The organism is Paenibacillus sp. strain BS8-2 (assembly GCF_054483835.1).
In genome coordinates, this window is sequence record NZ_CM137010.1 from 3,242,209 (window position 1) to 3,258,092 (window position 15,884).

Here is a 15,884-nt window from a genome sequence, read left to right on the forward strand (position 1 = left end):
CATTATGCTATGTTCACTTTAGTTGTAATACACTTTTGATGCAGGAACGGAAAGGGATGTAGGAGATGGCTCAAATGAGTAACAGTTGGGAAAACGGCATCTTGTATGTCGGTTCGTACGGAGAGGCTGATGAAGCTACAATTCATGTATGCAGGATGGATCCAGAGGACGGAAGTTTGACGATCCTTCAAAGGGTACAAGGTGTCGAAAATGCATCGTTTCTAGCGCTTCATCCAAATGGCTCCAAGCTGTACGCTGCGCAAGAAATCGCGGAGGCGGCGGGGGTTAAAGGAGGAGTCGTGGCGACGCTGGATATCGACCCGTTGACAGGCCTACTAGGCTCCGTCACGAGCAGCATCTCCACAATTGGCGAGCATCCTTGTTACGTCAGCGTCGATGCTGGCGGAGCTGCGGTGTTTGCTGCTAATTATACAGGAGGAAATGTAGTAGCATTGCCACTGACAGAAGGCGGAGATTTTATAGGCACGGCTTCGCTTCTTCAACATGAATGCGAACCGGGTCCAGTCACCGATCGACAAATGGAACCTCATGCGCACTGCTTTGAAATCATGCCTGGCACGAACCTGGTATGCGCAGTAGATCTGGGCATGGATGCCGTTGTGACCTATGCTTATGATTCAGAACAAGGAACGTTGTCGCTGCGGCACGAATGTAAGCTCACAGCCGGCTTAGGTCCGCGTCATATTGTGTTCCATCCAGAGCTGCCGGTAGGATATGTGACGAATGAGCTGGCTTCTAGTGTTACACTGGTACATATCGATAAGGAGAAGGGGATATTGACGCAAGGTGGGGTATACTCATCCATTCCTTCCGATTACGATGGGTATAATGATTCCGCTGATCTCCATCTGTCACCGGATGGGAAGTTTCTATATAGCTCCAATCGTGGTCATCAGAGTATCGCTGTGTTCCGCGTCGATTCTTCAACCGGAGAGCTTGATAACATCCAACATGTTGGATGTGGCGGAGAGCAACCGCGTAATTTCGGTATTACGCCAGATGGGCGTTATTTGCTTGTCGCCAATCAGAAGAGCGGTACAATTGTTGTTTTTCACCGGGATGCGGAGTCTGGTAAGCTAACATCTGCCGGACGTGAGCTGTCGCTTCCTGCTCCTGTGTGTATTCGATTCGCCAATTAATCGTTAATTGAAAGGCAGGTCCTGTTTTTGTCATCACAATCACCGGGAACCGGCAATACCGCAAGCGCGGTAAAGACGGCGACAATATATGCTATGTTGTTCGCGATCAGCTCTATCCATCTCCTTAATGATGCGATGCAGACGGTCGTCGTTGCTTTGTTCCCGATATTCGAAGAGTCGCTCAAATTATCGTATGGACAGATCGGTTGGATCGCTTTCACACTTAATATGACATCGTCAATTATGCAGCCAGTTGTCGGGATTTTCTCGGATAAACGTCCAACCCCTTGGCTGCTGCCTGCTGGTATGCTTTGTAGCATGGCCGGAATGGCCGGTCTTGCGTTTGCGCCTACCTATCCGCTCCTATTGTTATCGGTTGTATTCGTCGGCATCGGTTCGGCAGTATTCCATCCAGAAGGATCACGAGTGGTCCATTTGGCAGCGGGCAGCAGACGTGCTTTCTCTCAGTCGATCTTCCAGGTTGGCGGCAACTTTGGCCAATCCCTTGGACCGATCATGACGGCAGCGATTTTTGTTCCGCTTGGACAACGTGGTGCTGCGTGGGGGATGCTGCTCGCGGCGCTTGCAATTGCGATCTGCTTCAAGGTAGTGCCATGGTATACAGCACGGTTGGCGGAGCATGGCGGCAAAGTGCCCAAGAAAAAGGCAGCTTCCGCAGCAGGCCGATTAACGACTAACGGCAAAGTTATTGCGATCGCGTTGTCTATTTTGCTGCTTGTTGTATTTGCGAGATCCTGGTATGCTGCCGCGATCGGCAACTTTTATCAATTTTTTGCAAGAGACGAATATGGACTTAGCATTCAAGCAGCCCAGATTCCGCTTTTCCTCTTTATGATTTTTGGCGTAATCGGCACGTTTGTAGGAGGATTGCTGGCTGATCGTATCGGACGCAAAAAAATGATGTTAATTTCGATCCTAGGTGCCGCGCCATTTGCATTGCTCCTGCCACATTTGTCGTTATTCTGGATTTATCCTGTAATGGCGGTAATGGGCTTTATTCTACAGTCTGGATTCTCGGTTAGCGTCGTGTATGCTCAGGAGCTGTTGCCCGGTAAGGTAGGGATGGCGTCTGGCATGATAACAGGATTAGCGTTCGGGATGGGCGCGCTGGGGTCCGTCATATTAGGCAACATGGCTGACGCTCATGGGATGGAATTGGTTATGAAATTAGCGAGCTTCTTACCGTTAATCGGCTTGCTGGCGATTATGCTGCCTAAGGATCGTAGGGAGATATAGCGTTGTAGGATAGAAGAGGCATAGTTTTTATCGGTGCTTGCATAGGAAATGATTGACAATATCGGTTTCATCGCTTAACATCGGAGTAGATATTCGTCGAAAAAGAGAGAAATTTTAGAGATGAGCGAAGCACGCGATCTCCTTACGAAAGTAGGGAGGGGCGTGCTTTTTTTTGTGCCAGAAATCTGGCGTTGGTGTTATTCTTTCAGTATTTCGAAAGTGGTAAAGGGAATATCACGACTCATGGTGAAATAATTGTTAAGGAGTGTAAAAAGATGTCAAAAAATAAACGTATTGTATATATTGGACTGGCTGCTTTGTTGGTAGGGGCCTGCTATACCGCAAGCAATAGAGTTAAAACGGCAGATGCACAAACAGATAGCGTCAGAGTTATCAAACAATACGAGCTCTCGAATACCGTCGACTATATTGAGTTTACAATCGAAAGCGATTCAGGTGAGTTTCAGAGCAGCATGGTATTACCGGATGGCCATATCGTAAAAGGACATACAAGCACCAAACGAGCACGAGGTGAGGAGTTAAATTGGTCCGCAACATTTGTAGTGAACACGCCTGAAGTTGGCGCATATCAATTCGAAATTACTTCTGCAAGCGGAAGTTACTTTCATTTGTCAGCCGATGTCCCATTGTTCCGAGATATCGCCAAACATTGGGCCAGAGCAGATATTACAACATTTGTACATGAAGGTATCGTGGATGGTTATGGAGATGGTAGATTCGGTCCCGAAGATGCCGTAACCGGAGAAGCGATCATTAAGATGCTGGTACTTGCGTTAACAGAAGAACAGCCGCATGGGAATCGTCAATGGGCAAGATTATTCCGGTGGAAGGTTTTAAACGAAGACACTGCACTGGAGATGGGGTTGCAAGAGTATAACTTTGCTCAAGTAGTCGGAAACGATTGGTCTAAAAGGTATCTGGCAGCAGCGGACGATCTTGGCATTCTAGCCAATTGGGATGTAGCTGATTTGAAAAAGCCATTTGCTCGAAAAGACGTCGCCCTTATAATCACAAACGTGATGAACCTCGTTGATAATAAGAAACCGGCACCGAAATTGTATACCGACACATCCGCGTTATCGGAAGAAATTCAGAATGCAATTTCAAAAGCAAGCTCCTTTGCCATTTTCGGAGGATATCCGGACGGGTCGTTCCAGCCAAACAAGGTTGTAAGCCGTGCTGAATCCGTTAAGATACTAACTCGATTAGCATCGTATCTAAATAGTTGAGAGGGGAAATGAACATGAAGAAAACAATGAAATGGATGATAGCTTTATCCTTATTCGTATCGGTATTTGCCGGGGGAGCAAATGTGGCGAACGCGGAGTCGGGAGCTACGAATGAACTGCCTTTCTCGGATATATCGAAGCATTGGGCGAAGGATACTATTCTTCAAGCATATAATGCTGGATTTGTTGAAGGATTTGAGGATGGTACTTTCCGGCCGGATGATGTTGTAAAGGCAGATCAGTTCATTGTCATGATGCTTCGCGCACATAGCGTAACTACGAATGACAAGACTGTATTTGATCCAGCTTGGTATGCGGAGTTGGAGGAAGAGCAACCTGGATTTTTGAACATGATTCAAAATGCTGTTCTTCTAAAGAAATTCAATTTTACAAATGCAAAAACCGGATATTGGGCTGCTCCTTATGTGGACTTCATCTATGAGATGGGTTTCATCCCTTCTTTTGACCCGATTTTTCCGCAGGATCATAAGAAATTTCAGCAGCAACTCAAACGTGAAGGATCGGCTTATTTACTCAGCAAATGGTATTCAGTTTATGAAAATAGGTTAGATGCTAAATATATGGAGTTCGCGCGATCCCAAATTGGATTAAAAGATTTAAAAGATTTCTCGTACGGCGGTAATAGCACAATTACAACTATGCTACTATCCGGTATTATGAATGGTTATCCTAATCAACATTTCTACCCTCAGAGGTATGTCACGCGAGCAGAAGCATTAACCATGATCCTTCGTTTGAGGGATACATCTCTTAGACTACCATTCAAGCCTAATTTGAAAGGCCAGTACTATACTGAGAATGGAGGTAATATTTATTTGTTTAATAACAAAATAGATTATGACTATTATATCAAACTGCTTGATGCGGCAAAGAAACATGTTTCCAAAGGATATACAAATATCTCAAACACAGGGATTGCTGTGTTCACTAATCAAGAGGTATACGAGAAATATAATTATTTCACGCGTACAGGACAATTTGACTTAAGACCTGACGACGAGATGTTTGTTGTAGTTGATACCGATTACAGGGAGTTAGAGTTCTCGTATCCAGTGACATCAACCTTCAAAACGAGCAATGATTTCGTAAGTTCGATCTATGAGATAATGGCCGGTACTGGAAAAGGAAAAGAACTTCGCAGTAAAGTCGAGGCTCTCACAAAGGAATCAATGGGAAAGGACTTCACCTTTAACGGTAAGAACTTTAAATATTATGTATCTGGAAAACGTTTTGCAGTCAAACTAATGTACTAAAACATGTATTGATGGAGGTAAATGAATGAAAAGAAAGACTAAGAGATTTCTATCAAGAGCTCTATTTTGCTTATTATTACTTACAATGATAGACATATCTAGTTTAGCAAAAATAGAACTAGTTTCCGCGGCGGCAGAGGTTCCGCCGCCTTTATTTATTAACGGTTTTCCGAATCCGTGCAAGTATAACCCTAGTCCGAAAGTTGATGGATATATTCCTGAAGGAGTGCCGCCTTGCAACAGCGATAACTTTAAGTTTAATGCTCAATATTATTATGAAACAGCTTGGCCGTTTGGTAGTTCCAATCCGCTATCCGGACAACGCCGATTAGAGGTTTATGGAAACATTTCTTCTGTAGGGAAAGCACAAGAATTTAAAAAGGGATGGCAAAAAGCTGGGCCAGATACGATTGATTTCACCAATGGCCATTTCATCGGGAAAGATCCTAAAACCGGAAATTCTGTTCGCGGTGAATACAGGTATCTTGGATTTACGCGAGATGGAAACTTATTTTCTAATGTCCATTTTATTGTTGATTCGGATTCTGGAAATGCACTAGCCTCCAAACATTGGGTATACAGACCATGGGCAGAACTTCCAAGTGATTATAAATATCTTCCAGGGTCCGCTGGAGCGGTATACAATGGCAGACGTGATGTCTTAAGTGAAGACTTTGCATACATTGCTCCTTGGATAAGCAAAGCACTAGGTTTTCCTATTACGCAAGGGGTGAAATACTCCGATCGATATCGAGTATTACCTTATGACCCTGATAGTCCAAATAGCGATTTACGTAACTACATGTCTATTGACCAAGAACCCTCTGCTCGTACAGCTGGTTTCGGTAACATGTATCATTATAGTTGGGACACACATTCCTTGTGGTATCATACTTACGTTATTCCCAAACTTGAGCCACCAATGAAAAAGCAAACTCCTTCCGTTTGTTACGCCCAGCCGGTAAACGATGCACCCATACCGATCGGCAAAAGCAAAACGGTTAAAGTTGAAATGGTTGTTACAGGGTCTCTGCAAGACACGATGTATTTTGGAGATCGAGGGAAAGAGGCAGAATACTATACGCGCAAGGATATCGATTACTGGCGCATTGATATGAAAGATCCAAACGCAAACACGTATATACAGAAGGCATCCAATAAGTACGGCGATGGCGTTGTCAAAAATGGGAATCAGGGCAGCACGACTTTCACCATTGAGGTAGACACTTCGAAACTGGATAAGACAAGTGATGACGTTTGGTTGTATAAATCCCATGCAGGAGCCTTTCTTGTTTATACAAACCATACCTCCAGTACGCCTTCAACTACTGGCCAGTATTGTAACTTCCAAGTCGAATTCGAACCAACGGATAAGCAACCCATGCTTAGTGATTTTGGCGTAGTGCCTGAAATTCAATTTGAAAATAAGGCCCAATTCACGCAATCGTTGGTTGGATACAAAGACTTTTCCTATGGCGACGATATCGACTATTACGAATTTGAAATCAAAAATATTCAAGACGGGACCGTACAGAAAAGAACGTTTGATCCTGCCATTCCAGGTGTACAAAAACCAATAGCCGGTTACTTGGATCAGTTGGCAGTCAATGCGTATCTGCATACTTTTATGGCAAGTAAGTTTCCGCAAGCAACCGTGACTGCACCTGTGGGGCGAAGCTTCGAAATCACTCAAACGATCGTAGATAAGGATACGACAGTAAATAACAAATCCACTCGTACTAGACAAGTGAACGTCATACAAACGCCTTTTAATGATGGATGCCAGAACCCAGAGGAATTAGAAGATCCACCAATGTACATTACACCAAAAGCGGACTGGCCGCTGGACTGGTACGATGTTGTGCCATTCCCTGTAACGGATGCGCTTCCGGATTATATTCCTTTTCATCAATGCAAAACACCGGAAAACTACAGCGATTTCACGAAAAGGGTCTTCATTGACGGCGAAGAAATCGATGCAGCTGCATTTTACGAGGGGCAATACATCTTTGGTGAGGACAAGCAAGGGCTAAGAGAAGTAAAAACGACATTTGCAGCCCCGGATGGTACCGAGTCCTTTAAACTGCAGCACGTCGTTATTCACCGCTCCAAACCGAGTGTTGCGATTACGCTTGAGGGGTTATTCAAACAGAATCGCACGATGGTTGCACGAGATCATTCTATTGCAAGCAATGATGTATGGGTCCAGCAGCATGCCCCGCTTGAAATTACTTCATTCAGCTACATGAATTTGAGCGATCCTCATCTAAAATGTAGGGTCGGATATTGCGAAACCAATCTAGCTGAAAAACAGTTTATGTATACGAAGCCTGGAAACTATCAAATCAGCATAGCTGCAAAACGCGTCATTCCTTACGGCGATGGCAGAACCATAACACGCTACTCCGATCCGTATGTCGTCAATTATGAGATTGCACCTGACCACGAACCGGCAGTTATCGCCCATGCTTACGAATCGCAAATCAGCCGTTTGGATCAGCTGGAGCTATTCTATGAAGCGGTAAGTACTGATGGCGATTACATCGCAGAAAAACAAATCATGGTTCATCACGACAGCGATAATGATGGCATGTTCGACAAATTGGTATTTGAATCGGATGGAGATCTGACGGAGCTGCCCATCTTCGATAAGCTGGGGCAGTATAGGATCACTGCTTACGCTAAGGAAAGCACAAATGAAGCGCGCCTCATGGAGTTCATATCACCGACTGACGATAGGACACGCACGATCGAATCGTATTTTTTCGTGGATAATTATTCACCAGCAAGCGACATGTATGTGGACATTCCTACTCAGAAGCCGGATATGGATGTATTCATCATGCTGGATTCAAATCTCAATCAAGCATCCACCGATTATATTCGAGGCAATGCTGTGTCGCTGACCAATGCATTTACACAAGCTAATATGTTGGCCAACATTGGCATATGGGATATGAGGACTTACGTTCATCCTCTAGCAGCTAATACGAGCAAAGGATATGGAGGAAGTTATCCTGATGGTTCTACTTATTACGAATCCAATGGATTCGCTGGAACATTAACGCTTACTAGCACAACCAACCTACCATATGAAATAGATATCGGAGGACCCGAGACAGTTGTTGATTCGAAGACGGGGACAGGAACTTGCAGTAATACGGTTACTTCGACGTTTAATAAATGGGGAGGTTTAATAAACGAAACTAATACGAGTGTATGTCCTAGCTCTCAGAACTTTAGCGATGGACAATACTCGGGTTCAATCGACCGGACAGGCGAAACGCCAGGCCCGCTGAACTGCACGACGCCAGGCGAGAATGGCCACTCATGCACAAGAACATGGACAGCGAACTATAGCGGTACGGTTTACTGGACGCATGTCGTCTATGTACCGAACTTCGTATGGAGAGACAGTTACACCGGCCATTATAGCGGGACTATCTATAAACATGTTCGTCAACCTTACGATATTGCATTTATGCGCTCTGTACCTAATAAATATTTGGTTTATATTACGGACAACCAGTCTTCGGAGCTCGCTGATTTACAAAATGCAGTGAATAAGAACCAAGCCAAACTTATTCTTGTTGGCTCAAATGCTTTACGATCGCAGATTACGCATGATCATTTTATTCAAAATAGCGGACCGATCGAAGAAGTTATATCGAGGATCATTTCTTATATCGCAGAGAACAATCCGGAAGTTCCGAAGATAGTAAGACTTGTTGGCGATGAAATCGAAACGCGAACAGCGACATTCGATTATGAAAGGGACATGATTCCTCTTCCATCCGATCAACTGCAAATCATCCAAGACCCCGATTATTATGATAACAGCTTGGGGTTCGAGAGGATTAACGGCAAGTCGCTTATCGCAGTAGAGAGTAGTGGGAATTGGATGCCATACCAATCCAAATTTATATTGACCAAACCTGGTAAATACCAGTTCATCCGTCGTGTCCAAGACCTGCCAACAATGGATCCTAATTTTGAGCATTACGCTTATTATTCGAATAAATCTGTGGTAGAAATCATGGTACATCGCAAGCCGATCCCTGATGTTGTACTCGACTTTAATTATAAACCTGCGTCCAATATGTACGATACAACATGGTTGGATCGCAGTTATGACCTCGATCACAGCATTACGAGAGCTGCTACTGACCGCGGAATACAGGCTCGCAGTCTCAAGTTGACAAGGCTCGGTTCGGGCGAGGTGTGGACCAAAATACCGACTTCCCTCGCACCTGGGACTTATCTGCTGGATTATGTCGTTCAAGACATTGAAGGCGCGTGGTCTGAGCCTCTTCAGAGGACCTATGTGCTGCCAGACACGGTGCCCGTGCAGATGCGCTCCAATTTGAAGACCGAGTACAGCGGGTTTTCGATCAATAGTGTTCCTGCGAGCGAGAAACTGATTGCACATGAGTTATGGACGAGGTACCCGTACTCTATCGCTCTTAATCTCCGTATGAGCAGCTACATATCAAAAAACATTCCGTATTATTCAGGAACGAAGAATGGTAACGATATTAACTGGAGTCAGGAAACCTTGTCAATTCCGAATACTACGCCAGACGGATGGTACAACTTTATCGTGCGCGCCAATGGTTCTGTAGCGGGCTCATTTGCAGAGCATTCCTATCCTGTTCAGGTAGTTACACCAATTAATTTGAGCGGGAATATCGGTTCAATAGATGGTTCAACCGCGAATCTGACTTCGCTTCTTTCCGGAGAGACGTACAGGCTGTCTGCTATGACGACCAAATATCCGGATTCGACGGTCAATAGTAATGCGACGACCGTAACGGCTTTCAAAGGAACTTTATATCAGCGGACGATTAAACTAAATTCCACAACCTTGCACACTACGGGGATCGGAAGTAAAAGCTGGAGCGAAATGATAGCCGTACCTAAGGTTCCAGACGGATCATACACGTTCGAGTGGACCTCGCGGACGCCTAACGGCAATATTCAGCGAGTGACCAAAACGATCTCCATTGTAAACAATCGACCGCCTATACCTGGATTTGATTGGTCGCCGAATCCTGTATTTGAAGGCGATACAGTTGCATTCCGCAGCTTGGCGAGTGATCCTGATCGTGACTCGCTGACAGTAACGTACGAGCTTGTGAGTCCATCAGGAGTCCTACAGTCTTATCCATATTCGTTTTCTTACCCGTACCCAGTAACTGCACCGACTTACCGGATGACGGAAGCAGGAACGTGGCGGATGCGTCAGACTGTTTCGGACGGCAAAGCGGCATCGGTGTCGCTTCAGCGGAACATTCAAGTGCTGCCACTGTCCATCAATGGATTCGTCTATCATACGGATGATTGGAATGAGCGAAGGAAGGAGCTTAATCTGAAGAAAAGTGGAAATGAGGAATCCCCTCGCGGGTATCATGTTTATTTTGCAGGAGAGAAGTTTAAGTTGGAGGCGGACACTACTTTGACAGCCACTGCGACACAAACAATAAGAGTTGAAGTCACGCTTGGGGATCGAAAAGCAATACTTGCTTCTACAGATGCCAGCCGAACAAAGTGGAGAGGCGAGCTGTGGGACGAACAACTGGAGGAACTGCCAGACGGACCGATTACGTTCACATTTACGGCCTATTACAATAATGGAATGGTCAAAAGCACGCAGGTGCCTGTTATAATTGATGGCCTAGTAACAGGAACTGTTGGTGTTCATCGCGTCAAATAGGATTGTGGAAGAATAAGCAACATAAGAGCCGGCGTCGCTTTTCGTCAACCCATGAAGCTTAGGGTTGATTTAAGCGAGGTGTCGGCTCTTTACGCATGACAAAATAATGCTGCTGTGCAAGAAGAGCTGTTCAGCGGTATTGTATTTTTATTCGTCATTATGTATTATTATACACAATGAAAAGGAGGGTAAAGATGGCAAATAAGTTTATTGAGGAACTATCTCTAAACCACTGGCAACCTCTGTCTACTCTTTTATATGATGGCTGGGTGTTGCGATTTGCTAATGGTTATACGAAAAGAGCAAATTCGATTAATCCTATTCATTATTCTACCTGTGATTTGAATCAGAAAATAAAAGAATGCGAGCAGATCTATTGTGCTAATCGCCTCCCAACCATATTTAAAATCACGCCTTTTGTTCATCCTACGAACCTCGATAGAACTTTAGATGAAGGAGGTTATGCACAGGTTGATATTACAAGTGTTCAAACCATGAACTTAGAACAATTAAGTGAACCCAAACTAACCTCAGTGATGATAAATGAAGAGATCGATGATTGGTGGTTAGATCATTATATTAGACTGAATAACCTTAGCAACAACAACAGGAACGATATGTTGCAGATGTTGTCCAATATAAAAACCAAAAAAGCATATGTAACGTTATTTTCGGAAGATCAAGTCGTTGCTTGTGGATTTGGAGTAATAGAAAGAGATTACATTGGGTTATATGATATCGTGACTGATCAAAATTATAGAAACCAGGGTTTCGGAGAACAGATGATATTAAACTTGTTAAAGTGGGGAAAAGAAAATGGAGCGAAGTACAGCTATCTAGCAGTCGTGTTGAACAATGAGCCAGCAAAAAAACTTTATTCGAAAATCGGTTTTTCGGAAATTTATACGTACTGGTATCGCGTTAAAGTACAATAATGATTCTGCGGAAGCAACAACAAGGAAGCCCAATGACAATTTGTCAGATGGCTTCCTTGTCCGTTACACGCTCTTTACCTTAGCGAAAAACTCGCGAATTGCATAATACGCCGCACCGCGTACGGCCGACTCCTCTTGCAGCTCTGCGAACAAGATGCGCAGCTGAGCACGATGATACGAAAGCGTGCGTGCATCTACTGCTTCCTGGATTGCAGCTCCAAGCCACTTCGCTCCGCGACTCATCCGGTTACCGATAATGACGACATCCGGATTAAACACATTTACAATATTAGCGACGCCGACGCCGAGGTAAGAACCGATGTCGCTGAACAACGTCCGAACTTGATCATCTCCTTGTTCAGCAGCGGCGATCAGCTTCTCGAGACTGTCATACCCAAGCTCTGCAGCTTGCTCAAGCAGCGAATTCTCTGAGGCGTACAGCTCCCAACAGCCCCGATTGCCGCAGCTGCAAGGTTTGCCGTCATACTGGATGGAGAGATGGCCGAGCTCGCCAGAGAATCCGGATGCTCCCTTGAACAGTTCTTTGTTCAGAATAATGCCGGTTCCAATCCCGATGCCGACACTAACGTATATTTGATTGCGAATGCCGCGTCCCGCACCGTACCGCTGTTCGCCTTGGGCACCAGCATTCGCTTCGTTGTCGATTGTGACAGGGAGGTTGTAACGCTGTTCCAGCAGCTGTTTAAGCGCAACCTGCTTCAGGTTCATGTTGGGCGCGAATAATATAGTGCCTTGATCATCGACGATACCAGGCACGCCTACTCCCATTCCGACGATGCCGTACGGACTATCCGGCGCTTCTCCAAGCAAGTGGTCGATGCAGCTCATTAGCTGTTCAAGCGGCAAATCTTCACGCGATCGCCCAAGCTCCGAGTATCGATTGGCTACGACATTGCCTGCAAGGTCGGTCAATATCCCTCTTATATAATTGACGCCAAGATCGATACCCACGGCGTAACCGGCTGTATCGTTGAACATCAGCATGACGGGTTTGCGTCCGCCGCTGGACTTTCCTGGTCCGATCTCATAGACGAGATGGGCATCGATCAAATCTTGTACGAGACTTGATACCGTTGCTTTGTTCAGTCCCGTCTTCTCCGAAATACCTGCTCGCGATAGCGGAGCGTGCTTGAGTACTGCTTCAAGCACGATGGAGGTGTTCATTTTTTTGATGAGGGCCAGATCGCCCGTCGGTTTCGTAGCCACGTATTCGGTTCTCCCATCTATAGTCATCCAATTATGAAATATACTCGATAATTATATAAATAAGTATAGCATATAACTTAGTTTGTTTAATAGACAAACTAAGTTACGATGTGTTATTCTGCTTGTAGAAGGTAAACGTATTCATTTTGAAGGAGGATTTTATACTCATGACTTATTTCAAAGATATCCCGGTTATTACATTCGAAGGCAAAGGCTCCGATAATCCTTTAGCCTTTAAACATTACGATCCCTCCCAAGTCGTGCTTGGCAAAACAATGGAGGAGCATCTTCGTTTCGCGGTTGCTTACTGGCATACGTTCAACGCTAACGGATCTGATCCGTTCGGATCTGGCACGATGGTGCGCGGCTGGGATCAATACAACGGTCTTGATCGTTCCAAAGCGCGTGTAGAAGCGAATTTTGAATTTATGGAGAAGCTGAACATTCCTTACTTCTGCTTCCATGATGTTGATATCGCGCCAGAAGGAGCGACACTGCAAGAAACTAACCAAAACCTTGATGTGATCGTTGCGCTAATGAAGGATGCGATGAAAGGTTCCGGCAAGAAGCTGCTCTGGAACACGGTTAACATGTTTACGAATCCGCGTTTCGTTCATGGTGCTGGCACTACTTGTAACGCGGATGTGTACGCCTATGCAGGCGCACAGCTTAAGAAAGGCCTCGAGGTAGGCAAAGAGCTCGGCGCCGAAAACTACGTCTTCTGGGGTGGACGCGAAGGCTACGAAACGTTACTGAATACGGATATGGGCTTCGAGCTCGATAACTTGGCTCGTCTGTATCATATGGCCATTGATTACGCGAACGAGATTGGTTTCGACGCTCAATTCCTGATTGAACCAAAGCCGAAGGAGCCGACTAAACACCAGTATGACTTCGATGCGGCGACTACGATCGCATTCTTGCAGAAGTACGGTCTGAAAGACAAATTCAAGCTGAATCTAGAAGCTAACCATGCAACGCTTGCGGGTCATACCTTTGAACATGAAATTCGTACAGCTGCGATCAATGGTATGTTGGGATCACTGGATGCGAACCAAGGCGATCTGCTGCTTGGCTGGGATACCGACGAGTTCCCAACGGATCTATATTCCACGACGCTGACGATGTATGAAGTATTGAAAGCAGGCGGCATCGGTCGCGGCGGTGTTAACTTCGACGCCAAAGTTCGCCGCGGATCGTTCGAAGCCGATGATTTGTTCTTGGCGCATATTGCGGGCATGGACAGCTTTGCATGGGGCCTGAAAGCTGCTGCCAAGCTGATCGAGAACCGCACGCTGGACAACATTGTAGATAACCGCTATCGCAGCTTCAAGGAAGGTATTGGCGCAGATATCGTATCCGGCAAGGCGACACTGAAGTCACTTGAGCAATACGCACTGCAGAACAATCCAATCGTCAATGAATCCGGTCGCCAAGAGCGTATCCGTCTGATGTTGAGCGAAACGATCTTCAGCGTCTAAGAATCGGCGGACCACTTTATCATCTGGAATGAGGAGCAGGAGGTTACCAGACAATGGGTTACGTAATTGGAATAGACCTCGGCACTAGTGCTGTAAAGGCGCTGTTGGTGGATCGAGAGGGCAAGGTCGTCTCGGAATCGACACGTAGCTATCCGCTGTATCATGAACGCTCCGGCTGGAGCGAACAGCGTCCCGAGGATTGGGTTGACGCGACATACGAAGCATTGCGCGAGTTAACGAGCAAAGTTGATCCTTCTTCTATAGAAGGAATTAGCTTCTCCGGACAAATGCACGGACTTGTGCTGTTGGATGAGTCGGGAATACCAGTACGCAACGCGATACTCTGGAATGATACGCGTACAACGGAGCAATGCCGCGAGATTGAAAGTACGCTTGGTGACAAGCTGCTTAAGTTGACACGTAACCCTGCGCTTGAGGGTTTCACACTGCCCAAGATTCTGTGGGTGCGCCAACATGAGCCTGAAACTTTTGCTTCCGCCGAGACATTTCTGCTGCCCAAGGATTATGTTCGATATCGGCTGACTGGCGAGCAGTATATGGATTATTCTGACGCGGCCGGTACGTTGCTGCTCGAAGTAGCGGAGAAAAGATGGAGCGCAGAGGTGCTGGAGTCATTTGGCCTGCCGAGCAGCTTCTGTCCCCCTCTAGTCGAATCGCATCAACAGACGGGCATACTGTTGCCAGAAGCAGCCGATCGTTCCGGGCTAAACGCAGCAACAAAAGTATTTGCCGGCGGTGCGGACAATGCATGTGGTGCAATCGGCTCCGGCATACTGTCGGAAGGCTTGACGCTTTGCAGCATCGGTACATCAGGCGTTATTTTGTCTTACGAAGAAGAGAAGTCCAAAGATTTCGAGGGCAAAGTACATTTCTTCAACCATGGCAAAGAAGATGCGTTCTATGCGATGGGCGTTACGCTGGCGGCAGGCTACAGCCTTAGTTGGTTCAAGAAGACATTCGCTCCGGAGGAGTCATACGATGAGCTGCTTGCCGAAGTTGGTGAGCTGCCGCCGGGAGCGGGAGGTCTGCTCTTCACGCCTTATCTGGTAGGGGAGCGGACACCTCATGCGGACTCCACGATTCGTGCCAGCTTTATAGGGATTGATGGATCGCATGAGCGCAAACATTTTGCCAGGGCGGTAATGGAGGGTATCACGTTCTCACTGAATGAATCACTTGATTTGTTCCGTATCGCGGGCAAGAAGGTTGAACGTATTGTGTCCATTGGCGGAGGCGCGCAGAATCCGGTCTGGCTGCAAATGCAGGCGGATATATTCGGTGCGACGGTCGTGTCGCTTGAGAATGAGCAGGGTCCAGGACTTGGCGCGGCTATGCTTGCTGCGTTAGGCTGTGGCTGGTATGAAAGTTTGGAGGCTTGCTCCTCGGACTTCGTGCAATACGCATCCGAGTATGTACCGAGAGCGGAGGCATCAGTCGCATACCAAGGACTGTTCCGCGCGTATCAGCAGGTATATGCTTCGACACGCGGGATTAACGAAGCGCTGGCCCCATTCCGGAAATAAGTTGAAAGCCGTTTGCCTTCTTATATGAGGGCAAACGGCTTTT

At 46.1% G+C, this 15,884-nt stretch carries 9 protein-coding genes and 1 pseudogene; 9 read left to right on the top strand and 1 reads right to left on the bottom strand.

Annotated elements, in window-relative coordinates:
* Positions 1-74: 74 nt before the first annotated feature.
* The 7 genes and pseudogenes from ACX1C1_RS13870 (at position 75) to ACX1C1_RS13900 (ending at position 11,589) form a co-directional block, all read left to right on the top strand.
* Positions 75-1,160 (top strand): lactonase family protein, encoded by a 1,086-nt coding sequence (locus ACX1C1_RS13870; RefSeq protein WP_458952786.1) that lies wholly within the window; start codon positions 75-77, stop codon positions 1,158-1,160.
* A gap of 93 nt (positions 1,161-1,253) precedes the next feature.
* Complete coding sequence (locus ACX1C1_RS13875) at positions 1,254-2,417, top strand: MFS transporter (RefSeq protein WP_458957680.1); 1,164 nt, start codon at positions 1,254-1,256, stop codon at positions 2,415-2,417.
* Between the two features lie 275 nt (positions 2,418-2,692).
* Positions 2,693-3,667, top strand: coding sequence for an S-layer homology domain-containing protein (locus tag ACX1C1_RS13880; protein ID WP_458952787.1), 975 nt, complete (start codon positions 2,693-2,695; stop codon positions 3,665-3,667).
* Positions 3,668-3,681: 14 nt separating this feature from the next.
* Positions 3,682-4,941: an S-layer homology domain-containing protein gene (locus tag ACX1C1_RS13885; RefSeq protein ID WP_458952788.1), complete on the top strand. Its 1,260-nt coding sequence runs from the start codon at positions 3,682-3,684 to the stop codon at positions 4,939-4,941.
* A gap of 85 nt (positions 4,942-5,026) precedes the next feature.
* Positions 5,027-5,827 (top strand): annotated as a pseudogene (locus ACX1C1_RS13890) (Athe_2463 domain-containing protein); the annotation flags it as partial.
* A 36-nt stretch (positions 5,828-5,863) separates the two neighbouring features.
* A complete protein-coding gene (locus tag ACX1C1_RS13895; protein ID WP_458957812.1) occupies positions 5,864-10,654 on the top strand; it encodes a hypothetical protein in 4,791 nt (1,596 codons plus the stop codon).
* Between the two features lie 194 nt (positions 10,655-10,848).
* A complete protein-coding gene (locus ACX1C1_RS13900) occupies positions 10,849-11,589 on the top strand; it encodes a GNAT family N-acetyltransferase (RefSeq protein WP_458952789.1) in 741 nt (246 codons plus the stop codon).
* Between the two features lie 63 nt (positions 11,590-11,652).
* Here the strand turns inward: ACX1C1_RS13900 and ACX1C1_RS13905 are convergent, their stop codons facing one another.
* On the bottom strand, positions 11,653-12,843 hold the full coding sequence (locus ACX1C1_RS13905; protein ID WP_458952790.1) for an ROK family protein: 1,191 nt from the start codon (positions 12,841-12,843) through the stop codon (positions 11,653-11,655).
* A gap of 140 nt (positions 12,844-12,983) precedes the next feature.
* On the opposite strand from ACX1C1_RS13905, the gene xylA reads away from it, so the two are divergent.
* Together xylA and xylB are read left to right on the top strand one after the other, a co-directional pair.
* Complete coding sequence (xylA, locus tag ACX1C1_RS13910; RefSeq protein ID WP_458952791.1) at positions 12,984-14,297, top strand: xylose isomerase; 1,314 nt, start codon at positions 12,984-12,986, stop codon at positions 14,295-14,297.
* A gap of 53 nt (positions 14,298-14,350) precedes the next feature.
* Complete coding sequence (gene xylB, locus ACX1C1_RS13915; protein WP_458952792.1) at positions 14,351-15,841, top strand: xylulokinase; 1,491 nt, start codon at positions 14,351-14,353, stop codon at positions 15,839-15,841.
* Positions 15,842-15,884 lie beyond the last annotated feature (43 nt).